Raw genomic sequence first — 26,415 nt, 5'->3', positions numbered from 1 at the left:
TCGAAAAACAGATAATATATACCGAATGTAACTCAGAAATGGAAAAGATAATAAATCGACTTTGTCTCTACTCGTATGTTGTAAGAGCCATTTGGCGTTTCATAAATTGAAGGGATTAGGGCGTTCCCATGACCAACAATGAAAAAAGCCGTATCCATGAAGCAGTAATGGACTGTAACACAAATGAAAAAAAATTATAGTACTTATTAATAAGGTTTATACTGTGACTATGTTAGGCTAAATGAATAACAGGCTTTAAAACAAAAATAAAAGAGGTGAAAGAAATGCTGAAGAAAATAATGAAAAAAATCAAACAGCTTTCCCAAGGCAGCAGTGAGCGAAGACATGGGCATTATCGCCGAGGCAGCAGCAGCAGCAGCCGGGGGTACAAAAGGTATCCCATGAGTGGAAGTGACCGCTACAAGAGAAAAGGGCGGGGCAGCAGCAGCTAATTCCAATTCTTTGACTTCAATACAGCCTGCAAGTCCATTGAGATATCTTTAATATCTGAATAAGGTTCTTGGATGCTTAATAACCTTTTCAGTATATACACAGTTTCTTTTTCTAACGAAAGCTCTTCTGTCCAAGGAAGTGCTTTTTTACTTTTGGAAGCGTACGTCGTATAAAGTACATATAGAAGTATTTCCCCCAAGTCGTAAAAATCCTGCCTTTTCAGCTGCAAAATGGATTCTTTAGCGAGGTTGTCCGAATTGATCATCTTGGACAAACCAAAGTCTATCAAAATGGGCTGATGGTTCTTAAGTAAAATATTCGGTATACGTAAATCTTGATGGAAAATGTCATGCTCATGTAGATAACATACTAAATCGACCAGCTTATATAGAAAATATAGAGACTCTTTCTCATTGAACGTTAATTGATTCGAGAAAATATGGTCTTCTAAATTATTCCCTTCTATGAAATCCATCACAAAATAAACATTTCCATCCTGCGAAAATTTCTCGTGAAATTTAGGGATATTTCTGTGGTTTAACATTCGTAATATGGAAATTTCATTTTCAAACTGTTTCAGCTCTTTTTTGCTGCGGCGTTTACTTTTCCTGAGCTGTTTGATCACTATATTTTCATTCTTTTTCAAATCATTGCAACGATAAACAATACCGTAGCTTCCTGTTCCGATTACAGCTTTTACCTCGTAGCGGTAATTCAAAACCACACTCTTTTTTAAAGGAATATCCACAATTAACTGGTAGAACTTTCTAAAGGAACGCAAAATTGAAACTTTCCTCACCACTTTCATCTATTCAAGTCAAGAACAAAAAAAGGCCGTTATTAATTAAGCTGGAAATATGAATGAACATGGATAGTTTAACACTGATTTTGATAATGCGGTAATGAAAGTCATTTCTTCGGGGAGATCTTTTGATAGTTCACAATTAAAAATAAATTATTCGCTATCAACCACTTCGATCGAAGCAACCACATAATCAGTGGCCTCGATTACATCATCAACCGTAATATTGGGGACATGTAAATCTTTCCTTAATATGAAAGCTACTTCTGCCTCCACTTTTGGCTGGATTAACCGCAAACTCGAAATGCAGCCGTCATTTTCTATTTTCATCGTATCAAGTAAATGTCCATAATCCGGTTCATCCACTCCCAGAACCTCCTGCATAGCCTTTGAAGTCAAGCCTATCTTCTTACCTGACACAGCTGAATTTACGAGTAAAACAGCAGAATTCACGAGTAAACCGGCAAAACTCACGAGTAAAACAGTAGAATTTACGAGTAAACCGGCTAAACTCACGAGTAAAACAGCAGAAATCCCAAGTGAAAGTCAATTTCACGAGTAAAACAGCTGAATTCACGAGTAAACCGGCAAAATTCACGAGTAAAACAGCTGAATTCACGAGTAAACCGGCAAAATTCACGAGTAAACTACTAACTGAGCTCCCTTTGATCAAATTCTTTGAAGGCTACGGGAAATGAGGGTATGGAAGATTGAAAGTTTAGTAACCCTAAATCAAGAAAACTTTTCTAATACGTTTGACAATTGGATTTATCGTGTTAATATAAAGGCAAATGAATTTAATATACAATTTGTACCACTAGGGGTGCTTTATAGGTAAAAGTTGATTTTTTACCCACAAAAGCTGAGATTGAAGTATGACTTTAAGACCCTTAGAACCTGATCTGGTTTATACCAGCGTAGGGAAGTGGGGTCTGGAACTATACATTTCTGTATTATTTCAAGTACAACCACTTTCTTTACGTTTAAGAAAGTGGTTTTTTGTTTGCAAAAAAAGGGGTGATAAGTGTTTTTTCCGAAACGTTCATTGAAAAAATACAATTTGGAGGTAATGGACATGAAGTTTTCAGAGGAAATCCGTAAGGAAGTTGATCACATTTGGGAAGCTAGTTTTAATCATCCGTTCGTTGCAGGAATAGGAGATGGCACATTGCCATTGGAGTGTTTCCGTTTCTATGTCATGCAAGATGCCTATTATTTATCTCATTTTGCTAGAGTTCAAGCCTTAGGGGCAGTCAAAGCTACAGATTTACATACAACAAGCAGGCTTGCCGGCCATGCACAAGGAACATATGAAGCGGAGTTGAAGCTTCATGAGAATTTTTCCGAGAGATTAGGCATCACTAAAGAAGAACGGGAAAATTTCAAGCCTGCCCCGACTGCCTATGCTTATACTTCCCATATGTATCGTGCGGCTTATTCGGGACATTTAGGAGATGTTATTGCAGCTATCTTGCCGTGTTACTGGCTGTATTATGAGATAGGTGAAAAGCTGCAAGAGTGCATGCCCGAAGAGCCGATTTATCAAGAGTGGATAGCGGCTTACGGAGGAGAGTGGTTCCGCACTTTGGTGGAAGAACAAATTGCCAGGCTGGATGAGATTGCTGAAAAAGTAACTGAAGAAGATAAGGCGAGAATGAAAGAGCATTTTATTCTCAGCAGCCAATATGAATACTCATTTTGGGAAATGGCTTATCGTTTAGAGACATGGCCCGTTCATAAGGAAACATTAGAAGTATAAAAGGAGAATGAAACAATGAAAAAAGGATTGAAATTAACGGACATATTGGTCACGATCGTGATTGCGGTAGCATTTGGAATTGTTTATATCCTTTGGGGTTCGATTTATTATTCCGTTAAACCGTTAGGATTACATCTGGATCAACTTATTTATGGAATGTGGTTTATAGCTGGCCCCGTCGCCTTCTTAATTTTACGGAAACCGGGTGTGGCACTTTTGGCGGAGATAGCTGCAGCTTCCGGGGAGTTCTTCCTTGGTTCACCATGGGGACTGACCGTACTGTTATATGGGGTGGTCCAAGGTTTGTTCGCGGAACTGGTGTTCATGACTTTTAAATATAAAAAATTCAATATGCAGGTGGCCGTTTTAGCTGCGATAGCTTCCTGCCTGGCATCAGTTATCATGGATTTTGCATACGGGGAAATAGGTGCGCTTTCAACTTGGAATCTATCGTTATTCATGATAACGAGGTTTGTGGGTTCCATATTCTTTGCAGGTGTGACCGCTTATTATCTAGTTAAAGTCCTGGAAGCAACAGGAGTAACAAATCTTGTGCGTCCGGTTTCCAATAAAGATTATGCAGAACTGGATCAAAAGTAGAGGTTGAGGGCCATGGAACCAATCGTTTCTGTTGAAAAGTTAAGAATGAAATATCCCGGTGATGAATCTTTGATATTCAAGGACCTATCATTAACGTTTGATCAAGGAGAAAAAGTGCTATTGTTGGGACCATCAGGATGTGGTAAGTCCACTCTGTTGCAAGTGTTAAGCGGATTGATTCCGAATTCCATCGAAGTACCGATGAAAGCGGAGAAATTGAAATGCCCTTCTTCATGGGGGTATGTTTTTCAAGACCCTGATAGCCAGTTTTGCATGCCATTTGCCGATGAGGAAATTGCCTTTGTCCTTGAGAATCTTTCCGTCCCTAAAGAAGAAATGAAAGAGAAAATTGAAAATCAAATCCGTAATGTAGGATTGAACCTAGGGCATACAAGTATAGAAACATTATCAGGCGGGATGAAACAGCGTCTGGCAATCGCTTCAGTATTGGCCCTTGAACCAGAAGTGCTATTTTTAGATGAACCGACGGCCATGCTTGATCCGGAAGGAACGAAAGAAATCTGGGACTTGTTGAAGGAAGTCGGAAAAGACAAAACGGTTATTATCGTCGAACATAAAATTGACCATGTTTTAGAATTCATCGAACGAATCGTGCTTTTAAACGATGACGGTCAAATCATAGCTGATGGTCCAAGAGACACCATTCTTTCCCTATATAAAAATGAAATGAGAGAACATGGAATTTGGTTTCCTGGTGTTTGGGATGAATATATACAGAAGTATGCACCCACTAGGGAACACCAATTTACAGATGGTTTACCTCTTCTGGATGTGCAAGGATTTAGCGGTTTTCGGAATAAAGAGGAAAAAATACACGTTGAAGAGCTGAAGGTCCATTCAGGAGAATGGATTGTGATCAGGGGAGAAAATGGCGCGGGCAAGAGTACACTTTTGCATGCATTGATGCAGTTCATAAAAACGAAAGGTACGTATGAATTATTGGGGAACCCCATTAAAATGGTGAAAAATCCAACGGATCATATGACGTTTGTCTTTCAAAATCCTGAGTTTCAGTTCGTTGCAAATACTGTATATGAAGAGATTGCCTATTCATTGCGTATTGATAAAAGGCCGCAACAAGAAATAGATGAGAGAGTCCGCTCATTGCTTAAAGTGTTCCGCCTTGAGGCACATCGGGATAAACATCCGTTTCAATTATCAATGGGTCAAAAGCGTCGCTTAAGCGTAGCAGCATCAATCGTAATCGACAAAAAAATCATTCTCCTGGATGAGCCGACATTTGGCCAAGATTCGAAGAATACCTTTGCATTATTGGAATGGTTCGAGGAATATCGAAGGCGCGGAATAACCGTGATCATGGTAACTCATGACGAACATATTTCAAAAAACTTTGCAACCAGGATCTGGACGGTTAAGGGCGGAAACGTAATAAGTGATAAAAACATCGCGCAAGCCGGATTTGTCGAGACCAAAGTTAAAAGGAGTGTCATGTAGATGAATGTTTCAAACGCAGAAACATGGCTCCATGGAATTAATCCAAGCCTTAAACTTGGTGTACTGATTGTATTATGCATCGTGGCGTTATTCATTCATGACCTGAATTATATGATGAACATCACCATTGGAGTATTGATATTATTTTTGTTTTTTACCGGGCATTCGATAAAACGCATCCTGCTTTTGTCGATTCCCTTTTGTTTCATTTTTATATCCACCTCTTCTGCAATGATATTATTCGGGCAAGGTGAGACGCTTTGGTTTGAGTGGGGCCTCATATCGATTACGGAAGAAAGTTTCATGAGGGGATTACTGGTAGGCTTTCGAGCTTTATTCTTTGCGGCCCTTGGTTTAACTTTTTCCTTAACGACGAGACCAGTGAACTTGTTTTATTCGTTAATGCAGCAAGTTAAGCTTAAACCGAAATATGCCTATAGTTTCATGGCGGCATTAAGGCTGATTCCCATCATGATGGAGGAGTTCCAAACGATACGAAACGCGATGAAGGTACGCGGTTTCGAAAGAGGAAAAGGGATAAGGTCGGTCTATTTTAAAATGAAATCCTATTCCATCCCATTGTTATCCGGAAGCATCAGACGTGCTCACCGAATCGCGGTGGCGATGGAGGCAAAGCGATTTACAGACACTCGGGATCGAACATACTATTATGAATTTGGTTTTTCAAAAATGGACCATGGTTTCATTCTGTATTTTATCATCCTGCTGTTGGCCGGCTTTTACCTATCGATTCAATTCCCGTTAGTATCTATTTGATTTTTATGAGATTGTAACTTTGCTAGTTGGGGGTTCTAGTATGAATGCACATGAATTGCATATAATTTCCACTGGGAAACAGCCAATTGAAAAGTTTGTGGAAATCGCTTCAAACATTCAGGAACATGTTGATTTCTTTTATCTAAGGGAAAAGCATAGGAGTGCTTCGGAACTCTATCGAGCAGTGAGGCTATTACATGATAATAAGATTCCGCTTTCTAAGATCATCATTAATGACCGGGTGGATGTAGCCTGGGTACACAAAGTATTTGGTGTGCAATTGGCTTTTCATAGTTTAGATGCAGAAGTCGTAAAAGGAGCTTTTCCAGGGATGAATGTTGGCTGTTCGATCCATTCCATGGATGAAGCGAAAGCCGCATTCAGCAAAGGGGCCGATTACGCGATTTATGGACATGTTTTTGAAACGGCTTCAAAAATTGGCCTTCCTCCTAGGGGAGTTGAGGAGCTTCATGCAATCACAAGAAATGTCGATCTTCCGATAATTGCGATAGGAGGAATAACACCTTTCAATTGCCAAGACGTGCTGGATGCGGGGGCACACGGAATTGCGGTCATGTCAGGTGTGCTTGAAGCTGAAAATCCGATTGAAGCCGTTAAAGAATATGCAAAGTCTTTAGGAAAGGAGACATAATATGAATTCCATATATGATGCAATCATTGTTGGGGGAGGAGTAATAGGTGGATCCATTGCCTTTCAATTAGCCAAGCGAGGTAAGAAGGTTCTTTTATTGGAAAAAGACAGACTTGCCAGTAAAGCATCCAGTGCTGCAGCCGGGATGTTAGGAGCACAATCCGAGTTAGATCCTGATAATCCCCTTTTTACATTGGCAAGTCGAAGCAGGGGGATGTTTCCTGCACTGGCGGAAGAATTAAAAGACATAAGCGGAATAGACATCGAATTAGTGAATAAGGGCATGTATAAGGTGGCGCTATCGAGTGAGCAAGTAGCCGAGTTGAAGAACATGATCAAAGTCCAGCAAAATGCCGGATTTGAGGCTGAATGGCTATCGACTGCCGAAATAAGGAAAACGGAACCGCTTTTATCGGATGAGATTAAAGGAGCCATGTTCATTCCGAATGATGGACAAGTTTCAGCCACAAGACTGTCGCTCGCTTTTACTGAATCTGCAGCTGCCCTTGGTGTGGATATAAAGGAATTTGTTCATGTCTCCGATTTGGTTACGGAAAACGGATGTGTAACGGGAGTTGTCACGGACATAGGTAGATTTTCAAGTGAAAATGTCATCGTGGCAGGTGGCGCTTGGAGTGCTTTCCTCCTAGAAAAATCAGGGATCATACTCGACAGTTATCCAGTAAAGGGAGAGTGCTTTTCCGTCCTGACCGATCGTCCATTGCTTGAAAAGACAATTTTCTCACATGGCTGCTATCTTGTGCCCAAAGTTGGCGGAAGAATCATTGTCGGGGCAACGGTTAAAGCGAACACTTTCGATCAAAAGGTAAGTCTTGAGGGGATTTCTACGTTAATAGAAAGAGCAACGCAATTGCTTCCGGCGATTAAAGGAACCGAATTGGAAAAGACATGGGCAGGTATACGCCCCCAAACTGGGGACGGCTTACCGTACTTTGGTGAACATCCGGCATGCAAGGGACTTTTCATTGCAACGGGGCACTATAGGAATGGCATCTTGCTTTCTCCAATTACAGGTGTACTTATAGCGGATATTTTGGAAAGGAAGGCAAATCCCGAATGGTCCCCTTTTCGATTGGACCGTTCGATACAGCCCCTTTTTTCTTGATGGAGGTGGATGAATTGGAATTGATTATTAACGGGGAAAAAATACGGATTCCTGCTGAAGAATCAACAGTTACAGGGCTTTTACAACACTTTAATCTACATCAAAAAGTAGTGATCGTTGAATTGAATGATGAAATATTAGCAAAAGAAAGTCTAAGTGAAACACTTTTGTCAAATGGAGACAAGGTAGAGATTGTACATTTTGTAGGAGGCGGATGAAATGTTAAAGATTGGTTCATATGAATTTTCTTCAAGATTATTATTAGGTACTGGAAAATATCCGAATTTCGATGTTCAAAAACAATCTGTGGAGGTTTCGGAGACGGAAATATTAACGTTCGCGGTCCGGAGAATGAACATTTTTGAAGCCAGTCAGCCCAATTTTTTGGAAAAGCTTGATTTGAAGAAATACACACTCCTTCCCAATACGGCAGGAGCTAAAACAGCCAAAGAAGCAGTGCGCATTGCCCAGCTTGCAAAAGCATCTGGCTTATGTGACATGATTAAGGTTGAAGTCATTGGCTGTCAAAAAACACTGCTGCCTGACCCGATTGAAACATTGAAAGCTGCTGAAGAATTAGTGAAACTGGGATTCACCGTATTACCTTATACTTCGGATGATGTCTTGCTCGCTAAACGCCTGGAAGAAGTGGGGTGCCATGCAATCATGCCCGGAGCTTCACCAATTGGCTCTGGTCAAGGCATTATAAACCCACTGAACTTACGGTTCATCATGGAACAATCAGAGGTGCCGGTAATTGTTGATGCAGGGATCGGAACACCCTCTGATGCAGCAATCGCCATGGAATTAGGGGCGGATGGCGTATTACTTAACACTGCTGTTTCCGGGGCGAAAGATCCAGTCAAAATGGCGAGAGCAATGAAACTTGCCATTGAGGCAGGGCGATTGGGGTATGAAGCAGGAAGAATCGAAAAAAATGATTACGCGATTGCAAGCAGCCCAGTTGAAGGATTGAGCATTGGATGAATGAGCGTTATTCACGTCAAGAACTTTTTGGTCCTATTGGGGAAGAAGGGCAAATGAAAATTCGCAAAAAACACGTTTTGGTGATTGGAGCGGGTGCTCTCGGTACGGGATCTGCGGAAGGCCTTGTACGAGCCGGAATTGGGAAACTCACCATTGTTGACAGGGATTATGTAGAGTGGAGCAACCTTCAAAGACAACAGCTTTATTGTGAAGAGGATGCACAAAAAAGAATACCGAAAGCAGTGGCAGCGAAGAATCGCCTGAATGCGCTAAATTCGGATGTAATCGTAAAATCACATGTGGCGGATGTTTCGGTTGATGAATTGGCGAAGCTTATTGAAGGCGTGGATTTGATATTGGATGCCACTGATAATTTCGATACAAGGATGCTTATTAACGATACTGCACAAAAATATAAAATCCCCTGGATTTACGGTGCCTGTGTAGGGAGTTATGGGATAAGTTACACGGTGATCCCAGAGACGACCCCATGTTTGAATTGTTTGCTGGAAACGGTCCCGATTGGAGGACTGACTTGTGATACGGCTGGAATCATCAGCCCTGCCGTTCAAACGGTCGTTGCCCATCAAATGGCGGAAGCTTTAAAAATCCTTGTCGAAGATCACGAATCGCTGAGAAACAAAATCGTTTCATTTGATCTTTGGAAAAATGAACATTCATCTATAAATGTAGCGAAATTAAAAAAGGATACTTGTTTGTCATGTGGGCCAAATCGAACGTATCCCCACCTTTCTTATTCAAATCGAACAAAGACCGCCGTTTTATGCGGAAGGGATTCTGTCCAAATCCGGCCGGCAATGAAGGTTGAAAGAGACTTAGTGGAACTTGAAAATAATCTTATCGCACAAGGTGGTAAGATCGACAGGAATCCTTATTTACTTTCATTTACCATCGGAACCCATCGGTTGGTCGTTTTTAAAGACGGGCGGGCGTTGATTCATGGAACAAAAGATATTGCAGAAGCAAAAACGTTATATCATCGCTATTTTGGCTGAAGGGGAATGGCACCGACTTGCAATTCGCGTTTAAACCCGTGAAAGAGTGCCAAAAAAAAGATGCCCTTATAATAGGAAGGTATCGAACATTTTCCAATGTGACTTATTTGCTTCAACAATATAAAACGAAAGCGGTGTCTGCCTTTTTGGGGCGGCACCGCTTTGTTATGGAACGATTATTTGAACAGCTTACATATCATGACTGCTATTATGCTTCTGACGGGAGTGCTGCCTGTTTTTCACCTTATGAGAACCGCTTAATGGTGCTGGTTGACCTGGGGTATTTCCTTTAGGAGCATTTTTTCGCATATCTTTACCATCGTTTTTGTTCATGTTCGATCCCTCCTATCTCTTAAGATAATCAGTCCGTGAAATTTTATTCACATACATATATTTGCAAACCTCGTACATGCTATGGATGGACACCATATTTAAGGAGCTGAATCCAAATGCAGGATAAACAAGATAAGCGAAGGTCTTTTCAGGAAGCCCAGCAAAGTTATCAACAAGTATTTGATGTATACTCATCCATTGAGAAAAACGCACCGAATTACGGAACGGAATTGAAACATGTGAAGCAGGAAGTGAACGAGGCCTATCAACAAATACAATCTGCTTTAGTCACCGCTTCCGAACATCAGAAAGAACAATTGAAAAAATTCGAACAGGATATCCAGGCAATCGTCAATGAGGTCAATTCTGAGGAATATTGAGTTACAGGTACTAGTGTCATGAGCGCTTTACTCGTAAGTTTTGCGCGACTTACTTGTGCGTTAATTGATTTTAGAAAGGAATAGGCTTTTTGAAAAATGCAGGACATCTGCCATTTCAAAAAGCCTATCCTATTTAAAGCCTAGAAATAATGGGAATCATTGGTTTTTCTTTCTTTTTTTATTGTTCTGCCTTTGCATTTCCGATAATGGCGGTTCATTTCCCAGTTCATCATTGTATCCGGCCCCATTACCTTGCGCTTTTGCTGCATTCATACCTGGTATAACATGATTTGCCTTTTGTTTTGTCATTTCGACACCTCCACCCATAGAATGCGATAATGTCGAATGATTATGTATGAAGTGTCAATATGTTTTGCTGGAATAATTTATCAGGCCGCAAATTGGGGTATTTTCAAGAAAATGCATATCAGCAAGGCTTCTTACATGCACTTTAATATGTGGGGGATTTTTTTCGATAAGAGAAACTTATCAAAAACAATAACTTTCTTGTTATTTACTTATACTCATTTCTATATTAGTATTAAGTTGAAGGAAGAGTTAGGGTGGGGGAAGAGAGAGAAAATTCGACAAACTAACTTTTTTACTTATATTTATAGTAAACATGGTTTCAGTGAACCAGGTTTTACTTTCATGTGCAGAATACGTTCTGACAGTTTAATAGGGGGTAATATTCATGACGAAAAATGACGTATACCAAGCGCGTAAGTCCTTTGAAATTGATGGGCAACGCTACAACTACTACAGCCTAGACGCTATTGAAAAAGCAGGGGATGGCCAAGTATCACGCCTTCCATATTCCATTAAAGTATTACTTGAAGCGGTCCTTCGCCAAGTAGACGGAAGAGTAATCACAAAAGAACACGTTGCGAACCTTGCTAAATGGGGAACAAGCGAGCAACAAGATATAGATGTTCCGTTCAAGCCTTCACGTGTAATCCTACAAGATTTCACTGGTGTTCCAGTTGTTGTTGATTTAGCTTCTTTACGTAATGCTTTCGCGGCACTTGGTGGAGATCCTGACAAAATCAACCCGGAAATCCCGGTTGACCTTGTAATTGACCACTCTGTACAAGTTGATAAAGCAGGTACAATGGATTCCCTAGATGCCAATATGGATCTTGAATTCGAACGTAATGCAGAGCGTTACCAGTTCCTAAGCTGGGCTCAAAAATCATTCAACAACTATCGTGCAGTTCCACCGGCAACTGGTATCGTTCACCAAGTTAACCTAGAGTACCTTGCGAACGTGGTTCATGCTGTTGAAACTCCAAACGGTGACTTCGAAGTATTCCCTGATTCTGTTTTCGGTACAGATTCACATACTACAATGATCAACGGTATTGGTGTTCTTGGTTGGGGTGTCGGCGGTATCGAAGCAGAAGCAGGCATGCTTGGACAGCCTTCTTACTTCCCAGTTCCAAAAGTCGTTGGTGTTAAACTGACTGGCCAACTTCCTAAAGGTACAACAGCTACTGACCTTGCATTGAAAGTAACACAAGTTCTTCGTGCACACGGCGTAGTTGGTAAATTCGTTGAGTTCTACGGCCCAGGAGTAGGATACCTTCCACTTGCTGACCGTGCAACAATTGCTAACATGGCTCCTGAATACGGTGCTACAGTTGGTTTCTTCCCTGTTGATGCAGAAGCGATCGATTACATGCGCTTAACAGGCCGTGATGAAAAACAAATTAAAGTGGTTGAATCATACTGCAAAGAAAATGGTTTGTTCTACTCTCCTGAAAACGAAGATCCAGCATACAATGATGTTGTGGAAATCGACCTTTCAGCAATTGAACCAAACCTTTCAGGCCCTAAACGCCCGCAAGATTTGATTCCACTTTCTCAAATGAAAAAATCTTTCCATGACGCAATCAATGCACCTATGGGCAACCAAGGTTTTGGCATGGACAATTCTGAATTGGATAAAGAAGTAACTGTTAAATTTGCCGATGGCAAAGAAACGGTAATGAAAACAGGTGCGATTGCAATTGCTGCAATCACAAGCTGTACGAACACTTCTAACCCATACGTAATGCTTGGGGCGGGTCTTATTGCTAAAAAAGCAGTTGAAAAAGGCTTGACTGTTCCGGATTATGTAAAAACATCATTGGCACCAGGTTCTAAAGTTGTTACTGGTTACCTTCGTGATGCAGGTCTTCAACCATACCTTGATCAATTAGGATTCAACGTAGTTGGTTACGGCTGTACAACATGTATCGGTAACTCAGGTCCATTGGCTGACGAAATCGAAGCAGCTGTTGCTGAGGCAGATCTTCTAGTAACTTCAGTACTTTCTGGTAACCGTAACTTTGAAGGTCGTATTCATCCACTAGTTAAAGCGAACTATCTTGCTTCTCCAACTTTGGTTGTTGCATATGCACTTGCTGGTACTGTGGACTTCGATCTTAACAATGATTCACTTGGTAAAGATAAAGATGGTAACGATGTATATCTTGCTGATATCTGGCCATCACAAGAAGAAGTTAACGCTGCTGTTAAAGCAACAGTTACACCGGAATTATTCCGTAAAGAATACGAAACAGTATTCAACGATAACAAACGTTGGAATGAAATCCAAACAAGCAACGAAGCGATTTATGCTTTCGATTCTAAATCAACTTACATTCAAAATCCTCCATTCTTTGAAGGATTATCACCAGAACCGGGTTCAGTTAACCCACTTTCCGGCTTGCGTGTAGTTGGTAAATTCGGTGACTCAGTTACAACTGACCACATTTCTCCTGCAGGTGCAATCGGTAAAGATACACCAGCTGGTATCTATCTTCGCGAAAACGGTGTGAAACCGCGTGACTTTAACTCTTACGGTTCTCGTCGTGGTAACCATGAAGCGATGATGCGCGGAACATTCGCAAACATCCGTATCCGTAACCAAGTTGCTCCAGGTACAGAAGGTGGTTACACTACTTACTGGCCAACAGGCGATGTAATGGCTATCTATGATGCTTGTATGAAATACAAAGCTGATGGAACAGGTCTTGCAGTAATTGCTGGTAAAGACTATGGTATGGGAAGCTCTCGTGACTGGGCTGCGAAAGGTACTAACCTTCTTGGCATCAAAACAGTCATCGCTGAAAGCTTTGAACGTATTCACCGTTCTAACCTTGCATTAATGGGTGTTCTTCCACTTCAATTCAAAGAAGGCGAAAACGCTGAAACGCTTGGATTGACTGGTAAAGAAGCCATCGCAGTTAAAATCGACGAAACGGTTAAACCGCGTGATATCGTAAAAGTTACAGCTACTGATGAAGCTGGAAACGTAAAAGAATTTGATGTACTTGTTCGTTTCGATTCCGAAATCGAAATCGACTACTACCGTCACGGTGGTATCCTTCAAATGGTATTACGTAATAAATTAAAAGGCTAATTTCAGCTTTTAGGAAGCGGTAAACCTATTATAGGTTTACCGCTTTTTTTGTGTCAGGTTTATGAAACAATGAGATATCATGATATGATTTATAGGAATTGCACTTTTCCGCACACCCTTTTATTGTTAAGATGGAATAGGGAAGTTGTTCTAATTCTGGAAATGGACTAATATTTTTATTGTAATGGGACTAGGAGGACGAGTATGCTTAAAAAAATTATTGCTTCGGTGGCCTTACTATCACTTATTACTGTAGCGATCGTGCAGGCGATGGATAATGAATCAAAGGGAAATGACGAAAAAGATGCTTTGGGTGGATTGAAAATTGGAGCTAAAGCACCGAATTTCTCCCTGAAAACGTTGGATGGTAAACAAGTTGAATTATCGGATTATGAGGGAAAAAAGGTAATGCTGAATTTTTGGGCAACGTGGTGCCCGCCTTGCAAGAAGGAAATGCCGGATATGGAGAAATACACACAACAAGCGGGTGATGATGTCGTCGTACTTGCAGTCAATATTGACCCTGAAAATGATGTACAAGCATTTGTGGAGGATAATGGAATTACTTTTACCATACCGCTGGATAGTCAAAGTGCAAAAAATCCAGTGAATGAGCGCTATAAAATTCTTAGCATACCGACAACTTACTTCATCGACAAAAAAGGCATTATCAGGAATAAGGTAATTTCAGCCATGACCTTAAAAGATATGGAACGAAATATAAATAGTATGCAGTAGGGTAATCTTATGAAGTTTGAAGTGATTTGCGACACACCCCTGCCGAAAACCCCGGTTTCTTAAAACAAGGAACGGAACCTTATGAGGTTCCGTTTTTATTGTGTGTAACAAAGTTGTCAAATTTTAATGGAAAAATCAAAAAATTCAAAAAAATATGGTTAAAGTTTATGAAAAAAGGGTTAAAGTATAGAGAGCGGAGAAATGGAATTTTTATCAGGTTAAAAATCTGATAATTATGACAATTGAAGGGATGGAAACCATATAGTCATAATTTTACGTTAATTTGGCAATGCTGAATTGTATATTAAAAATAAGTAGGTGAAAAGCATGAAAAAAAGAAAAAGGACATTTGAAGAATTAATTAAAGAAAATAAAAGGGAATTATTGATGGACGTTAAACAAATGGAAAGACTTGAAGAACGTCTTGAAAAAAAACATATGCAAAAGGCTGAATAGTCTTTGCTTAAAAAGAGTCAGTGCCATGAAGGTTCCTTCAAGGTGCTGGCTCTTTTTTCATAACTATTTCAAAAACTGGCATTCATGAATTTCCTCTTTTTTATCCATGATAAGAGAAGGAGGCGATAGAAATGGGTAATCCAAAAAAAGATTCCAAACACTTTAGGCCGAGCCATCAAGGAACACAGCCAATAGCAGCGGGCGGGAACAACGGTAAGAAAATGCAGGATAAATCAGGCAAGCATGCTCAGGTCATTCAAACTAAAGGCGAGTAATCAAGGGACAAGGTTATAAAGTAATCGTAATAATATTATGTGAATAAATAACATGAGGTGAAAATAATGGGCACAAATAAGCACAATCCGGATAATCGTTTGGATAATGTTGAAAAAATTCAAGATGCAATAGAAAATACGGAAGAAAACATAATCGCTGCAAATGAAACGTTATCATTTTCTTCAGGGGAAGAAAAGCAGGCAATTCAGGATAAAAATGAACGAAGAAGAAAGAGCATTGATGGAATGAAGGAAGAAATGCAAGATGAGCAGGAAGCACGGGAAAACGGTTATAGTAACGATAATATGTAAACAACTAGGTAAAGGGGAGAAAGAGATGAGAAATCTTTCTCCCCTTTCATTTTAGGTTCAATGAAGGGAAACAGTCTATAAAGACAGCTTAAATGAAATTTGCACAATTGTTATGGTAAAATGTTTATTGCAAGAGAAATGAAAGTGGGGAAACAAAATGTTCATAGCTGAAAACGAAATTGAAGTGCGGTATGCAGAGACAGATCAAATGGGTGTTGTTTACCATGCGAATTATTTAATATGGATGGAACTAGGCAGGACAAAATTGATAAATGATTTAGGGTTTTATTATGCTGATATGGAAGCGGATGGCATCCTCTCACCTGTTATGGATATTCAAGCTTCGTATAAAACCCCTGTTAGATATGGTGATAAGGTGAAAATTAAAACCTGGATTGAAAAATATGACGGTTTACGCGTCGTTTATGGGTATGAGATCGTTAATGGGAAAAATGAAGTGGCGGCTACAGGTCATTCTTCCCACGTTTGCGTTAAAAAGGAGAGCTTCCGCCCAATATCCATTAAACGCATGTACCCTGAATGGCATGAGGCCTATGAGAAAAATAAAAAGCAGGATGAATTGGTTTAATTACAATTATTGAGGTGATCAAAAATGGCTTTTGGGATTAAACGGGTAGACATCGTAGCCTGGAAGCAGAAAATCGATCAAGGCCAAATAGCTTTTTTAACTCATTATTGGCTGGATGACCGATTTCCCGGTTGCAAGACGGTAACAAAAGTCGGATGCAAGGATTTAAGGAGTTTAGCGGAGTGGGGTAAGCAATACGGGCTAAAAAAAGAGTGGATTCATCACAGGAAGGATGGCTATTCTCATTTTGATCTTTTAGGGGATAAACAAGCGGAAATTCTTAGGGCGGAAGATATTGAAGAGCGCCTGCTCGATTGAACAAGAAAAAACAGCAGTTTACACCGCTGCTTTATTGTCAAGCACTCTTTTCATATTGAAATTCTGGTTCAGTCAGTTTTTCATTAAAAGTAATAAGTAAATCGTGGCCATCAAAGTACCATAAATCTTTTTCTTCTACATAAAAATTAATCTCGTTCATAGTCGTTGCGGCCGCTGCATTTTCTGGTTCTTCTTGCATGATACCTAATGAAAAGCCGCTTTGGACGGTACTATGCCCGCCATATCTTACATAAAAGCGCAAATGAGAGCCTTCTTGAAGCCCCAGTTCATCAATATACCACTTAGCTGCTTGATCGGAAATGGTCAGTTTCATACTCATTCTCCTTCCTAGAGGTTCGTTATTTAAGTATAAAGTAATTATGCGGTAGATGCGAATAATGTGCGTTTAAGAAAGGAAATAACAATGGATATTATATATAATATTTGTTTCATAACTCGAAAAAGATCCAACGAAGTCGAAGTGTTGATGCTATTTCGCCAAAAGGATCCCAATCGGCATAAATGGAATGGCATAGGCGGGAAAATAGAAAAAGGTGAAACCATCGATGAATCGATGGAACGCGAAATTCTTGAAGAAACTGGATTGAAAGTTAGGGGGATGAGCTTTAGAGGAATCGTGACATGGAATGAAACAGGTGGAATGTATGTTTACAGAGCTGAAGATGCAGGGGGAGGGCTATCTGCCTGTGATGAAGGGGAACTTGCCTGGAAGCCATTTCAATGGGTTATGGAGGCAAGTGAAGTTGTGTCCAACATAAAGTATTACCTGAAAGATATATTACAGGATGAACCACCACAAGAATTTGCATGCACCTATGAAAATGAACAATTAATATCAGTCAAAAAGAAGCCTCTGAATGATATGGCAAAAGAATTGACTTTCAATTGAAAACCGCCTTTTTGATTCCTTAGCCATCTAACAAAGTGGCGGGGGAATATTCGGAATACTGATATATTTATGAGTTAAGCAAGACTCTGAAATTATATATTGTTAGGATAAAACGAAATCCATCTAATTAATTTCCTCATAAAGTCGGGGCTTGTAAAAGGAAATCCGGAAATGGTATTGCCCGTAAGATCGTTTCGTACCCATATGAGCACAAAAATAGCTGCAGATTCCTGCAGCTATCAGACTATAGACAAACTCGATGAAAATCGACTTTGTCTATTTTTATGGCTTGTACAATTTGGACGTTGATTTCCACTCCAGGCACTCGCTTTCCGCGGGCGGTCGGGGAGCCTCCTCGGCTTTCGCCTGCGGGGTCTCCCCTAGACGCGCTTTTCCCGCAGGAGTCTCGTACCTTTCGTTCCAATCAACTTTGTCTTACCTTTTAGATAGAACACTTTTGCCTGGAGTAGGCTATGGTTTCCATGATAAAGTACCTCCTACTCCACGTTCGGGAAAAATTATGAGCGACGCTTTAAAGATAGAGACCTGTTTGAACAGATTTTCTATCGCATTTTAATGACAGATGCTAATAAAAAGTTAATAAGTGCTGAACACGTTTTCGTGGATTCCACACATGTGAAAGCCAGTGCGAATAAACGGAAATTTGAAAAGAAAATCGTTCGTAAAGAAACACGAGCGTATCAAGGAAGTCTTCAAGAAGAAATCAATCAAGATCGTGAAAACCAAGGAAAAAAGCCTTTTCCACCAGATAAATTTCCGAACAAAAAAGTTTGCCTATTCATTCCAAGCGGCCGCAGACCGCAACGGTTTTGTATTGGGAATGATCGTAACACCTGGAAATACTCATGACAGTCCAGACCTAAGAGCCACTAGTTGAACAAGTGATTGAGAAAGTTGGAAAATCGTAAGCCGTTGCCGCAGATGCAGCTTATAAAACACCAGCGATTACTAGCTACCTATTTAACAAAGAAATCATACCGGCTTTACCTTATACACGTCCTCGCACCAAAGAAGGATTTTTCCGCAAACAGGACTATGTATACGATGAACATTTTGATTGTTACCTTTGCCCTTCGGGCGAAACTTTAAAGTACTCAACAACAAATAAAGAGGGCTATTGCGAGTACAAATCGCCAAAACAAATTTGTACAACATGCACATTTTTATCTCGGTGTACAGAAAGCAAAGACTGTCAAAAAGTGGTGACACGGCATATCTGGCAAACACATGTGGAAGAAGCAGATCATCTGCGTCATCATCAAGATGTAAAACCTATATATGCAAAACGTAAAGAAACGATTGAGCGTGTATTCGCAGATGCAAAAGAAAAGCATGGTATGCGTTGGACTACTTTAAGGGGACTTAAAAAATTGTTAATGCAGGCGACGCTAACTTTCACTGCCATTTATTTAAAGAAGATGGCCAATTGGACATGGCGAGGTCCAAAAATGGCCTAACATGTGGGCTTGTAGAGCCGCAATCTCTTAACTTTAGGCGAAAATTCAAAGGGGATTTCAAAAGGGGTTCAGAATGTTTTAATTCCGAACCCCTTTTGTCTACAAAATGATAGCTGCAGATTCCTGCAGCTATTTTGTATTGCCTTTTTCTTTTGCTTCAGCCTCGGCAAGCTTTCTCAGCAAGACTGGTGTAGGCATATGCATGATTTGCTCTAAAGGCAAGTTTAGTGACTTGGATAACTTTAATGCAGTTTCCGGTGATATTTGCAATGGTTTCATGGCACTTTCTCCTATTGATATGTAATAACTAGTTCCAGTGTAGCCCCTGTTCAACAATTATTCAATCCTTACTTGACTCTTTCTCCACTAAACGAATTCCAAACGATTTTTTCGAATTGAAGTTAATGTAGAAATAACTTAGGCCCTTTTGCCTTGACAAAAGAATCGTGTGGAGTCCGGAATGAAATATAGATAGTCTTAATGAATTATTTTTTTGGAGGGTGATCTGACTTACCTTCAATTAAACAGGTATAAAGAATCACATTTTATTGTCGGGTATAATGGATTAACTTTGTCGGGAATTACAAAATCCGGGGAGTGGGATATGGGTTTTCATAAAAGTGAAGCACTGGTTTCAAAAAGCAAATGAAACAGATGGCATATTGGATGTAAGCAGTGAACAGGAGAAACTTCAGGTTAATATCATCGATTTAACGGAATACGATTTAAAGCTGATCAATATTTTAGAGAGGCAATCGAACCCCGGGTCGAGGGAGTTGTTGATGCCTTTTATTGAACTCAGCAATCGAGGCGGGCAGCTGAACATGGTAATGGATTTGCGGTTGTTTCAAATGAGGTCAGGAAACTTGCTGAACAGACTAAAAGTCGATAGCTGAAATAGATGCAATCGTGCAATCATGCAATCATCAAATGAATACATGAAAGATGTTGTTGATTCTGCCCTAAGTGTCAAAGAAGTGATTCAAGCAGGTGAGAAGGAATCTGGATTAACGGAAAATTCCTTCAATGAAATTATCGGAGTCATCAAAGGGAATATAATGGATTGCAGAAAAGGAAATGACAATCCAGGGAATAGTGTCAATCATCCAGGAAATCGGTAGCGCTGCTGAAAAGGTTTCGAGGCATGCCTTACAAATGAATTGTAGAATGGAAAATAGGCCCTTGCATACGGGCCTATCTTCACATGGTAATGCACATGTTCTTATAACCATTTTACTTTAGGTTCAGTTTTATCGATAATCCGCTTGATGTTTGCGCGATGCCGGTAAAAAATGAAGATCGTTATTAAACTGATTACAATAATGAGCGGCAAATCACCAGTATGAAACACTAAACTGTAGATGAGAGCAAGTAGACAAGCAATCATGGAAGAAAGCGAGACATATTTGGATATGTATAAGGATATAAAGAAAATGATGACGGCAAAGACAAAAAACCATGGTTCATAAGCAAGAATGACACCAGCAGAAGTTGCCACGGCTTTTCCGCCCCGAAAGTTTGCAAAAATGGGAAACATATGACCGACTACCGCAATAACTCCGGCTAGCAATAAATGCATTTCCAGGCCTAGCATATACGGCAGATAAGTTGCTAGGGTACCCTTAAGTATATCCATGATAGTAACGGTTAGTCCTGCCTTGACACCAAGTGTCCTGAAGGTATTTGTCCCGCCTAGATTTTTACTGCCATGCTCCCGGATGTCGATTTTGTAAAATGTTTTACCGATTATTAAACCGGACGGAATCGAACCGATCAGGTAGGCAGCCAGTATAGTGATAAATGTAAGCATTCTATTACCCTTTCTTTAAGAAAAATCTTCTTTTTTTATCACGTTTAAGGAAGATTGTTCCCTTTTTCAAAAATAAACGTGTAGAAATAGCTAAAAACAGCCCTGAAATACCTGTTAAGCTTCTCTTATTGTAACATTTTCGTGACAAAATGGTACGGCTGTCCAAAAAAAATCCACTAAAAAAATGAATTTTCCTTGATGGACCTACATCTTTTGATATACGTTAAGTTCATGAACGGTAAAAGGTTTAGACTTCCTTATTTTCGTCAATATATTATGAACGATGCCTCCTTGTATAAATTGTTACAATACGTGGTAGTCTGTATGAACATAAGAAAGTTAAGTGAGTCATGCCTTTTCTAAACTTATTCTTTCTTGTATAATGATTTTTCTTAATAATGGTAATAAACAGCTTTTCTCTGTAAAATACCTTTGTTAGGAATACTCTTTAATCAAATATTACATTTTATTATAAAAGGGGATTGAAAAGAATGATAGAAAATCCAAGCAGGGAAGAAATGGGAAAGATGTTGAAAAAATCGAAGCGCATCGCTGTCGTTGGTTTATCTGATAACCCTGAGCGAACTTCTTATATGGTATCGAAGGCAATGCAGGATAGCGGATATGAAATCATCCCGGTAAACCCTGCTGTATCTGAAGTGCTGGGTGTAAAGGCAGTAAAAGCCCTGAAAGATATTGAAGGGCACGTCGATATCGTCAATGTCTTCCGCCGTTCAGAGTTCCTTCCGGAGATAGCCAAGGAATTTGCAGAAATCGATGCAGATATCTTTTGGGCGCAGCTAGGAGTGGAAAATGAAGAAGCCTATAATTTTTTGAAAGAAAAAGGACATACTGTCATCATGAATCGATGTATAAAAGTCGAACACGCCCTTACTAAGTAAAATGAAGAGCGGAACTTCCGCTCTTTTTTTAAGGTATCGCTTTATTTCTGGAGAAAAACTGAAAGGCAGCCATAGCGGGCATTGAGCGGTCGGGCAAAATTAAGCCATTAAAGCTTAATTTGATTTAAATATAAAAGTATATTTGCCAAATGAAAATTTACCGCTACAATTAGAATGGTAGCTATGATACGTTTTGTTCCACACAAATGTGCTAACGCTAATAAAAAGGACAAAAAAATAGAACACTTGTTCTTTGTTCGTGAAAGTATTATACTTGTTATAATGATAATAACGTATTAATGGATTTGTTAAGCTAGTGAGTCATTTCATTGCAGTATGATTTGGCCCGGAAATTGTGTTTAGTAAGGAAAGGGGAATTTCTGTGGCAAAGAAAGTAAAAACAATCGAGTACAATGATGATGCAATTCAGGTACTGGAAGGACTCGAAGCGGTCAGAAAACGTCCCGGTATGTATATCGGCAGTACTGATGCACGCGGACTTCATCATTTAGTGTACGAGATTGTAGATAACTCCGTAGATGAGGCTTTAGCTGGATATGGAGACCAAATTAGTGTGAAAATACATAAAGATAACAGTGTAAGTGTATCCGATAAAGGGCGTGGAATGCCTATTGGCATGCATAAATTAGGTAAACCGACGCCTGAGGTCATTTTAACGATTCTTCATGCTGGAGGTAAATTTGGACAAGGCGGATATAAAACGAGTGGAGGCCTTCATGGAGTCGGTGCTTCGGTCGTTAACGCGTTGTCTGAATGGCTTGTCGTGACAATCAAGAGGGACGGGTTCATATACGAACAACGTTTTTTCAATGGCGGAAAGCCAGAAACCACACTGGAGAAAATCGGCAAAACAAATCAAGCTGGGACCAAAATCCACTTCAAGCCCGATCCTAAAATATTTTCGGTGACGACTTTTAATTATGAGATTCTTTGTGAGCGCCTTCGCGAATCAGCTTTTCTTTTAAAAGGCATGAAGATAGAATTGACGGATGAGCGTAACGACCATAATGAAATTTTTCACTATGAAAATGGAATTGAAGCGTTTGTCGATTATTTAAATGAAGAGAAAGAGACACTCCATAGTGTAGTCAGCTTAGAAGGGGAACAAAATGGGATCGAAGTCGAACTTGCCTTTCAATTCAACGATGGTTATTCAGAAAATATTCTAAGCTTCGTGAATAACGTTCGTACAAAAGACGGAGGCACCCATGAGATTGGTGCAAAAACGGCCATGACACGGGCATTCAATGATTATGCCAGGAAAATGGGGCTATTAAAGGAAAAAGATAAAAACCTCGAAGGTACCGATATACGTGAAGGCTTGTCTTCAATCATTTCAGTGCGCATCCCTGAAGAACTTCTTCAATTCGAAGGACAAACCAAAAGCAAACTAGGAACCAGCGAAGCCCGTTCTGCAGTCGATTCCATCGTATCAGAGCACCTAGCCTACTTTTTTGAAGAAGATCCGACCACAAGTACCCTATTGGTTAAAAAAGCGATTAAAGCGTTCCAGGCAAGGGAAGCGGCACGCAAAGCCCGTGAAGACGCAAGAAGCGGGAAGAAACGGAAAAAATCCGATGCCATCCTTTCCGGGAAATTAACACCGGCCCAATCGAAAAATCCCGAACGAAATGAATTGTATCTTGTAGAAGGTGACTCTGCTGGGGGATCCGCTAAACAAGGGCGGGATCGCCGTTTCCAAGCAGTTCTACCTTTGCGGGGTAAAGTTATCAATACGGAAAAGGCAAAACTGGCGGATATTTTTAAAAACGAGGAAATAAATACGATCATCCATGCCATCGGCGGAGGTGTCGGGGCTGAGTTCAATACGCCGGACACTAACTATGATAAAGTGATCATCATGACTGATGCCGATACGGATGGGGCCCATATCCAAGTGCTGCTGCTGACTTTCTTTTACCGATATATGAAACCGTTAATAGAGTCAGGAAAGGTGTACATTGCCTTACCCCCTTTATATAAAGTGAGCAAAGGGACAGGGAAGAAAGAAGTCATTGAATATGCTTGGAGCGATGAGGAGCTCCAGGGAGCGATAGACAAGGTGGGGAAAGGCTATATGATTCAGCGCTATAAAGGGCTGGGTGAGATGAATGCCGATCAATTATGGGATACCACCATGAACCCGGAAACAAGGACATTGATTCGTGTGAAGATCGATGATGGAGCACGTGCAGAAAGACGTGTGACAACTTTGATGGGAGATAAGGTTGAACCGCGTCGTAAGTGGATTGAAGCCAATGTCGCTTTTGGTCTCGAAGAGGAATCGAATATTTTAGATAATGAAAATATGTCGATTGAAGAGGAGGTCATTAACGATGGTATTTGAAGAAACGTTTCGAGATTTGCCGCTTGAAGAGGTAATTGGTGACCGCTTCGGCCGTTATAGTAAATATATTATCCAAGATCGGGCACTTCCTGATGCAAGGGACGGCTTAAAACCGGTGCAGCGCAGGATATTGTATGCGATGCATGTCGAAGGAAATACTCAGGAAAAAGGATTCAGGAAATCCGCAAAAACGGTCGGTAATGTAATCGGTAACTATCACCCTCACGGAGATTCATCCGTTTATGAGGCAATGGTTCGGATGAGCCAAGACTGGAAGCTGCGGAAGGTCATGGTCCAAATGCACGGAAACAACGGTAGCATTGATGGTGATCCGCCTGCTGCGATGCGGTATACGGAAGCGAGGCTTTCATCGATTGCCTCCGAAATGCTTAGGGATATTGAAAAAAGGACGGTCGATTTTGTACCGAACTTTGATGATACTTCAGAAGAGCCTATTGTATTGCCTGCAATGTTCCCTAACCTGCTTGTAAACGGCTCTACGGGAATTTCAGCCGGCTATGCCACTGAAATCCCGCCACATCAACTAGGTGAAGTCATTGATGCTGCCATTATGCGAATCGATAAGCCGGAAGCGACAGTCGCTGATTTAATGACTGTCATTAAAGGGCCGGATTTTCCTACTGGCGGTATCATTCAAGGAATTGAGGGCATTCGTAAGGCCTATGAAACAGGTAAAGGGAAAATAATCATTCGCGGGTTGGCGGAAGTGGAAACGATTCGGGGCGGCAAACAGCAAATCGTCATCACTGAAATCCCATATGAAGTCAATAAAGCAAACCTTGTTAAGAAAATGGATGAATTCCGTCTAGACCGGAAAGTGGAAGGTATCGCCGAAGTAAGGGATGAGACCGATCGTACAGGACTGCGCATTGTCATCGAACTGAAAAAAGAAGCAGATGCAAATGGAGTCCTGCATTATTTATATAAAAATTCCGATCTCCAAATTGCCTACAATTTCAATATGGTTGCAATTTATAAAAAGCGGCCAACATTGATGAGCCTGCCTAAAATGCTCGATGCTTATATAGAACACCGTAAAGAGGTAATCGTGAACCGTTCACGTTATGAGCTGCAAAAGGCACATGACAGGGCACATATCGTCGATGGATTAGTGAAAGCTTTATCCATATTAGATGAAGTCATCGCTGTCATCCGGGCATCTAAAGACAAACGGAACGCTAAAGATAACCTCATAGCTAAATTTGCTTTTACAGAAGCGCAAGCTGAAGCCATTGTCTCCTTGCAGTTATATAGGCTGACAAATACGGATATTACAGCGCTTGAAGCAGAGGCAGCGGAATTGAAGGACAAAATTGAAGAATTGACAAAGATTCTTGGCAGTGAAAAGGTTCTTCTTCAAGTAATTAAAAAAGAGCTTCGATTCATTAAAAAGGGCTTTGATGACGGACGGCGTTCCAAAATCGAAAAAGAAATTGAAGAAATCAAAATAAATCTTGAAGTCTTGATTGCGAGTGAAGACGTAATGGTTACCGTGACGAAAGAAGGCTATGTCAAACGGACATCGTTACGATCTTATGCAGCGTCAGGAGGGCTTGATTTTGGCATGAAGGATTCCGATCGCCTGCTCCAGAGGCTGGAGATGAATACAACAGATGTCCTGTTGCTGTTCACATCCAAAGGGAACTACCTCTATTGTCCAGTTCATCAGCTTCCTGATATTCGCTGGAAGGAAACCGGTCAGCATATCGCGAACATCATTCCAATCGACAGGGAAGAGCAAATCATAAAAGCGATTCCAATCAAAGATTTTACCATGCCGGAATTCTTAGTTTTCATCACGAAAAATGGTATGGTGAAAAAGACAGAATTAGCTTCCTATAAAGCTCAGCGTCATTCAAAACCGCTGGTTGGTGTCAATTTAAAAGGTGATGATGCACTGGTCGATGTCCATCATACGAATGGACAGGCTGACCTTTTCCTAGTCACTCATAATGGCTATGGTTTATGGTTTGATGAAGAAGAAGTAAGTGTTGTCGGTGTCCGGGCAGCAGGAGTCAAAGGGATTAACTTGAAAGAAAATGACTATGTCATTGGCGGAAAGGTTTTGGCCAAGGATAGTAAAGAATCGATCTTTATCGTTACACAGCGCGGGGCCATAAAGAAAATGAAATTAACCGAGTTTGAAAAAACGAGCCGGGCAAAACGCGGTGTCGTGGTCTTGAGGGAATTGAAATCGAATCCTCATAGGGTCATTGGTTTCGATATCATTAACAAAACCGACAGTCTATTCATTCTTTCCGAAAAGGGAACCATTGAAACGATTCATGCCGCTTCATTAAAAAATCATGATCGATATACGAATGGATCATTTGTTTTTGATGAAACGGTTAGTGGAAAAGCGAAAGAATTATGGAAAATATCATTGGAAGATGACACCGCCATGGAGCAGTGAATCATTTTTTTTGAACGGGATGCTGACCTTGATCAGCATCCCGTTTTATTTTCCTGAA

30 protein-coding genes, 2 pseudogenes and 1 riboswitch are annotated in these 26,415 nt (G+C 40.5%); of the genes and pseudogenes, 25 read left to right on the top strand and 7 right to left on the bottom strand.

Annotated elements, in window-relative coordinates; genetic code table 11:
* Nucleotides 1-448: 448 nt before the first annotated feature.
* Both A6755_RS16120 and A6755_RS16115 read right to left on the bottom strand, forming a co-directional pair.
* Nucleotides 449-1,177: a protein kinase domain-containing protein gene (locus A6755_RS16120; RefSeq protein ID WP_244889748.1), complete on the bottom strand. Its 729-nt coding sequence runs from the start codon at nt 1,175-1,177 to the stop codon at nt 449-451.
* 237 nt (nt 1,178-1,414) lie between these two features.
* A pseudogene (locus A6755_RS16115) lies at nt 1,415-1,675 on the bottom strand (2-keto-4-pentenoate hydratase); the annotation flags it as partial.
* Between the two features lie 119 nt (nt 1,676-1,794).
* Here A6755_RS16115 and A6755_RS27110 point away from each other — a divergent pair.
* From A6755_RS27110 to A6755_RS16070, 10 genes are all read left to right on the top strand, one after another.
* Complete coding sequence (locus A6755_RS27110; RefSeq protein ID WP_174878727.1) at nt 1,795-1,953, top strand: hypothetical protein; 159 nt, start codon at nt 1,795-1,797, stop codon at nt 1,951-1,953.
* A 111-nt stretch (nt 1,954-2,064) separates the two neighbouring features.
* Nucleotides 2,065-2,196, top strand: a riboswitch (TPP riboswitch).
* Between the two features lie 134 nt (nt 2,197-2,330).
* Nucleotides 2,331-3,014 (top strand): thiaminase II, encoded by a 684-nt coding sequence (gene tenA, locus A6755_RS16110; RefSeq protein ID WP_063592583.1) that lies wholly within the window; start codon nt 2,331-2,333, stop codon nt 3,012-3,014.
* Nucleotides 3,015-3,029: 15 nt separating this feature from the next.
* The gene (locus A6755_RS16105; RefSeq protein ID WP_063591305.1) at nt 3,030-3,614 is read left to right on the top strand and encodes an ECF transporter S component; all 585 of its coding nucleotides are present in this window, start codon (nt 3,030-3,032) and stop codon (nt 3,612-3,614) included.
* A gap of 12 nt (nt 3,615-3,626) precedes the next feature.
* Complete coding sequence (locus A6755_RS16100) at nt 3,627-5,090, top strand: ABC transporter ATP-binding protein (RefSeq protein WP_063591304.1); 1,464 nt, start codon at nt 3,627-3,629, stop codon at nt 5,088-5,090.
* On the top strand, nt 5,091-5,867 hold the full coding sequence (locus tag A6755_RS16095; RefSeq protein ID WP_063591303.1) for an energy-coupling factor transporter transmembrane component T family protein: 777 nt from the start codon (nt 5,091-5,093) through the stop codon (nt 5,865-5,867).
* A gap of 40 nt (nt 5,868-5,907) precedes the next feature.
* A complete protein-coding gene (tenI, locus tag A6755_RS16090) occupies nt 5,908-6,519 on the top strand; it encodes a thiazole tautomerase TenI (protein WP_034312441.1) in 612 nt (203 codons plus the stop codon).
* A gap of 1 nt (nt 6,520) precedes the next feature.
* The gene (gene thiO / locus A6755_RS16085; RefSeq protein WP_063591302.1) at nt 6,521-7,645 is read left to right on the top strand and encodes a glycine oxidase ThiO; all 1,125 of its coding nucleotides are present in this window, start codon (nt 6,521-6,523) and stop codon (nt 7,643-7,645) included.
* A 14-nt stretch (nt 7,646-7,659) separates the two neighbouring features.
* The gene (thiS, locus tag A6755_RS16080) at nt 7,660-7,863 is read left to right on the top strand and encodes a sulfur carrier protein ThiS (RefSeq protein ID WP_034312438.1); all 204 of its coding nucleotides are present in this window, start codon (nt 7,660-7,662) and stop codon (nt 7,861-7,863) included.
* Between the two features lies 1 nt (nt 7,864).
* Nucleotides 7,865-8,632 carry a thiazole synthase gene (locus tag A6755_RS16075; protein ID WP_034312435.1) on the top strand — a complete coding sequence of 256 codons (768 nt, stop codon included), beginning with the start codon at nt 7,865-7,867 and terminating at the stop codon, nt 8,630-8,632.
* Nucleotides 8,629-9,648, top strand: a complete 1,020-nt coding sequence (locus A6755_RS16070; protein ID WP_063591301.1) for a thiazole biosynthesis adenylyltransferase ThiF — start codon at nt 8,629-8,631, stop codon at nt 9,646-9,648. The genes A6755_RS16075 and A6755_RS16070 overlap by 4 nt, the downstream gene beginning before the upstream one ends.
* Before the next feature lie 189 nt (nt 9,649-9,837).
* Here A6755_RS16070 and A6755_RS16065 read toward each other — a convergent pair whose 3' ends face one another.
* The gene (locus A6755_RS16065) at nt 9,838-9,981 is read right to left on the bottom strand and encodes a small acid-soluble spore protein P (protein WP_063591300.1); all 144 of its coding nucleotides are present in this window, start codon (nt 9,979-9,981) and stop codon (nt 9,838-9,840) included.
* A gap of 116 nt (nt 9,982-10,097) precedes the next feature.
* Between A6755_RS16065 and A6755_RS16060 the strand changes: the two genes are divergently transcribed.
* Nucleotides 10,098-10,361, top strand: a complete 264-nt coding sequence (locus A6755_RS16060; RefSeq protein WP_063591299.1) for a hypothetical protein — start codon at nt 10,098-10,100, stop codon at nt 10,359-10,361.
* A gap of 156 nt (nt 10,362-10,517) precedes the next feature.
* Here the strand turns inward: A6755_RS16060 and sspO are convergent, their stop codons facing one another.
* Entirely contained in the window at nt 10,518-10,670 is a 153-nt protein-coding gene (sspO, locus tag A6755_RS16055) for a small acid-soluble spore protein SspO (protein ID WP_034312428.1), read from the bottom strand.
* A 385-nt stretch (nt 10,671-11,055) separates the two neighbouring features.
* On the opposite strand from sspO, the gene acnA reads away from it, so the two are divergent.
* The 7 genes from acnA (at nt 11,056) to A6755_RS16020 (ending at nt 16,455) form a co-directional block, all read left to right on the top strand.
* A complete protein-coding gene (acnA, locus tag A6755_RS16045) occupies nt 11,056-13,767 on the top strand; it encodes an aconitate hydratase AcnA (protein ID WP_048678624.1) in 2,712 nt (903 codons plus the stop codon).
* A gap of 204 nt (nt 13,768-13,971) precedes the next feature.
* The gene (locus tag A6755_RS16040) at nt 13,972-14,505 is read left to right on the top strand and encodes a redoxin domain-containing protein (RefSeq protein WP_053534825.1); all 534 of its coding nucleotides are present in this window, start codon (nt 13,972-13,974) and stop codon (nt 14,503-14,505) included.
* A gap of 327 nt (nt 14,506-14,832) precedes the next feature.
* Entirely contained in the window at nt 14,833-14,961 is a 129-nt protein-coding gene (locus tag A6755_RS26145) for an FbpB family small basic protein (RefSeq protein WP_072272906.1), read from the top strand.
* A gap of 131 nt (nt 14,962-15,092) precedes the next feature.
* Nucleotides 15,093-15,236: an acid-soluble spore protein N gene (locus tag A6755_RS16035; RefSeq protein WP_048678620.1), complete on the top strand. Its 144-nt coding sequence runs from the start codon at nt 15,093-15,095 to the stop codon at nt 15,234-15,236.
* A 66-nt stretch (nt 15,237-15,302) separates the two neighbouring features.
* Complete coding sequence (gene tlp, locus A6755_RS16030; RefSeq protein WP_063591297.1) at nt 15,303-15,548, top strand: small acid-soluble spore protein Tlp; 246 nt, start codon at nt 15,303-15,305, stop codon at nt 15,546-15,548.
* A 157-nt stretch (nt 15,549-15,705) separates the two neighbouring features.
* A complete protein-coding gene (locus A6755_RS16025) occupies nt 15,706-16,137 on the top strand; it encodes an acyl-CoA thioesterase (protein WP_034312417.1) in 432 nt (143 codons plus the stop codon).
* Between the two features lie 24 nt (nt 16,138-16,161).
* A complete protein-coding gene (locus A6755_RS16020) occupies nt 16,162-16,455 on the top strand; it encodes a hypothetical protein (RefSeq protein WP_063591296.1) in 294 nt (97 codons plus the stop codon).
* 37 nt (nt 16,456-16,492) lie between these two features.
* On the opposite strand, the gene A6755_RS16015 is transcribed toward A6755_RS16020, so the two are convergent.
* Nucleotides 16,493-16,789: a HesB/YadR/YfhF family protein gene (locus A6755_RS16015; protein WP_034312410.1), complete on the bottom strand. Its 297-nt coding sequence runs from the start codon at nt 16,787-16,789 to the stop codon at nt 16,493-16,495.
* Between the two features lie 90 nt (nt 16,790-16,879).
* Here A6755_RS16015 and A6755_RS16010 point away from each other — a divergent pair, with 90 nt between their 5' ends.
* Nucleotides 16,880-17,365, top strand: coding sequence for an NUDIX hydrolase (locus tag A6755_RS16010; RefSeq protein ID WP_063591295.1), 486 nt, complete (start codon nt 16,880-16,882; stop codon nt 17,363-17,365).
* A gap of 466 nt (nt 17,366-17,831) precedes the next feature.
* Nucleotides 17,832-18,843 (top strand): annotated as a pseudogene (locus tag A6755_RS16005) (transposase); the annotation flags it as partial.
* Between the two features lie 129 nt (nt 18,844-18,972).
* On the opposite strand, the gene A6755_RS25725 reads toward A6755_RS16005, so the two are convergent.
* Nucleotides 18,973-19,122, bottom strand: coding sequence for a YycC family protein (locus tag A6755_RS25725; protein WP_065310839.1), 150 nt, complete (start codon nt 19,120-19,122; stop codon nt 18,973-18,975).
* 341 nt (nt 19,123-19,463) lie between these two features.
* Between A6755_RS25725 and A6755_RS16000 the strand changes: the two genes are divergently transcribed.
* Nucleotides 19,464-19,739, top strand: coding sequence for a hypothetical protein (locus A6755_RS16000; protein ID WP_063591294.1), 276 nt, complete (start codon nt 19,464-19,466; stop codon nt 19,737-19,739).
* Nucleotides 19,740-19,760: 21 nt separating this feature from the next.
* Entirely contained in the window at nt 19,761-19,964 is a 204-nt protein-coding gene (locus A6755_RS15995; protein ID WP_063591293.1) for a hypothetical protein, read from the top strand.
* Nucleotides 19,965-20,065: 101 nt separating this feature from the next.
* On the opposite strand, the gene plsY is transcribed toward A6755_RS15995, so the two are convergent.
* Entirely contained in the window at nt 20,066-20,653 is a 588-nt protein-coding gene (gene plsY, locus A6755_RS15990; RefSeq protein ID WP_063591292.1) for a glycerol-3-phosphate 1-O-acyltransferase PlsY, read from the bottom strand.
* Nucleotides 20,654-21,144: 491 nt separating this feature from the next.
* On the opposite strand from plsY, the gene A6755_RS15985 reads away from it, so the two are divergent.
* From A6755_RS15985 to parC, 3 genes are all read left to right on the top strand, one after another.
* Nucleotides 21,145-21,555: a CoA-binding protein gene (locus A6755_RS15985; protein WP_034312397.1), complete on the top strand. Its 411-nt coding sequence runs from the start codon at nt 21,145-21,147 to the stop codon at nt 21,553-21,555.
* Between the two features lie 382 nt (nt 21,556-21,937).
* A complete protein-coding gene (gene parE, locus A6755_RS15980) occupies nt 21,938-23,923 on the top strand; it encodes a DNA topoisomerase IV subunit B (protein WP_048678600.1) in 1,986 nt (661 codons plus the stop codon).
* Nucleotides 23,913-26,357 carry a DNA topoisomerase IV subunit A gene (gene parC / locus A6755_RS15975; RefSeq protein ID WP_063591291.1) on the top strand — a complete coding sequence of 815 codons (2,445 nt, stop codon included), beginning with the start codon at nt 23,913-23,915 and terminating at the stop codon, nt 26,355-26,357. Before parE ends, parC begins: the two co-directional genes overlap by 11 nt.
* Nucleotides 26,358-26,415 lie beyond the last annotated feature (58 nt).

Origin of the sequence: Peribacillus frigoritolerans, assembly GCF_001636405.1 — a bacterium.
Classification (GTDB): Bacteria; Bacillota; Bacilli; order Bacillales; family DSM-1321; genus Peribacillus; species Peribacillus frigoritolerans.
The sequence above is the reverse complement of the archived record's forward strand: the minus strand, read 5'-3'. Positions and strand labels throughout refer to the sequence as shown.

What these genes read in the sequence shown, in the direction of transcription:
- tenI (WP_034312441.1), top strand. Translation starts at nt 5,908, where the DNA reads ATGAATGCACATGAATTGCATATAATTTCCACTGGGAAACAGCCAATT.
- sspO (WP_034312428.1), bottom strand. Translation starts at nt 10,670, where the DNA reads ATGACAAAACAAAAGGCAAATCATGTTATACCAGGTATGAATGCAGCA.
- A6755_RS16040 (WP_053534825.1), top strand. Translation starts at nt 13,972, where the DNA reads ATGCTTAAAAAAATTATTGCTTCGGTGGCCTTACTATCACTTATTACT.
- A6755_RS16070 (WP_063591301.1), top strand. Translation starts at nt 8,629, where the DNA reads ATGAATGAGCGTTATTCACGTCAAGAACTTTTTGGTCCTATTGGGGAA.
- thiO (WP_063591302.1), top strand. Translation starts at nt 6,521, where the DNA reads ATGAATTCCATATATGATGCAATCATTGTTGGGGGAGGAGTAATAGGT.
- A6755_RS26145 (WP_072272906.1), top strand. Translation starts at nt 14,833, where the DNA reads ATGAAAAAAAGAAAAAGGACATTTGAAGAATTAATTAAAGAAAATAAA.
- A6755_RS16100 (WP_063591304.1), top strand. Translation starts at nt 3,627, where the DNA reads ATGGAACCAATCGTTTCTGTTGAAAAGTTAAGAATGAAATATCCCGGT.
- A6755_RS16015 (WP_034312410.1), bottom strand. Translation starts at nt 16,789, where the DNA reads ATGAAACTGACCATTTCCGATCAAGCAGCTAAGTGGTATATTGATGAA.
- A6755_RS25725 (WP_065310839.1), bottom strand. Translation starts at nt 19,122, where the DNA reads ATGAAACCATTGCAAATATCACCGGAAACTGCATTAAAGTTATCCAAG.
- tlp (WP_063591297.1), top strand. Translation starts at nt 15,303, where the DNA reads ATGGGCACAAATAAGCACAATCCGGATAATCGTTTGGATAATGTTGAA.
- A6755_RS16020 (WP_063591296.1), top strand. Translation starts at nt 16,162, where the DNA reads ATGGCTTTTGGGATTAAACGGGTAGACATCGTAGCCTGGAAGCAGAAA.
- A6755_RS15995 (WP_063591293.1), top strand. Translation starts at nt 19,761, where the DNA reads ATGCAATCATCAAATGAATACATGAAAGATGTTGTTGATTCTGCCCTA.
- A6755_RS16065 (WP_063591300.1), bottom strand. Translation starts at nt 9,981, where the DNA reads ATGAACAAAAACGATGGTAAAGATATGCGAAAAAATGCTCCTAAAGGA.
- A6755_RS16060 (WP_063591299.1), top strand. Translation starts at nt 10,098, where the DNA reads ATGCAGGATAAACAAGATAAGCGAAGGTCTTTTCAGGAAGCCCAGCAA.
- A6755_RS15985 (WP_034312397.1), top strand. Translation starts at nt 21,145, where the DNA reads ATGATAGAAAATCCAAGCAGGGAAGAAATGGGAAAGATGTTGAAAAAA.
- A6755_RS16010 (WP_063591295.1), top strand. Translation starts at nt 16,880, where the DNA reads ATGGATATTATATATAATATTTGTTTCATAACTCGAAAAAGATCCAAC.
- plsY (WP_063591292.1), bottom strand. Translation starts at nt 20,653, where the DNA reads ATGCTTACATTTATCACTATACTGGCTGCCTACCTGATCGGTTCGATT.
- A6755_RS16075 (WP_034312435.1), top strand. Translation starts at nt 7,865, where the DNA reads ATGTTAAAGATTGGTTCATATGAATTTTCTTCAAGATTATTATTAGGT.
- acnA (WP_048678624.1), top strand. Translation starts at nt 11,056, where the DNA reads ATGACGAAAAATGACGTATACCAAGCGCGTAAGTCCTTTGAAATTGAT.
- tenA (WP_063592583.1), top strand. Translation starts at nt 2,331, where the DNA reads ATGAAGTTTTCAGAGGAAATCCGTAAGGAAGTTGATCACATTTGGGAA.
- parC (WP_063591291.1), top strand. Translation starts at nt 23,913, where the DNA reads ATGGTATTTGAAGAAACGTTTCGAGATTTGCCGCTTGAAGAGGTAATT.
- A6755_RS16095 (WP_063591303.1), top strand. Translation starts at nt 5,091, where the DNA reads ATGAATGTTTCAAACGCAGAAACATGGCTCCATGGAATTAATCCAAGC.
- A6755_RS16035 (WP_048678620.1), top strand. Translation starts at nt 15,093, where the DNA reads ATGGGTAATCCAAAAAAAGATTCCAAACACTTTAGGCCGAGCCATCAA.
- A6755_RS16025 (WP_034312417.1), top strand. Translation starts at nt 15,706, where the DNA reads ATGTTCATAGCTGAAAACGAAATTGAAGTGCGGTATGCAGAGACAGAT.
- A6755_RS16105 (WP_063591305.1), top strand. Translation starts at nt 3,030, where the DNA reads ATGAAAAAAGGATTGAAATTAACGGACATATTGGTCACGATCGTGATT.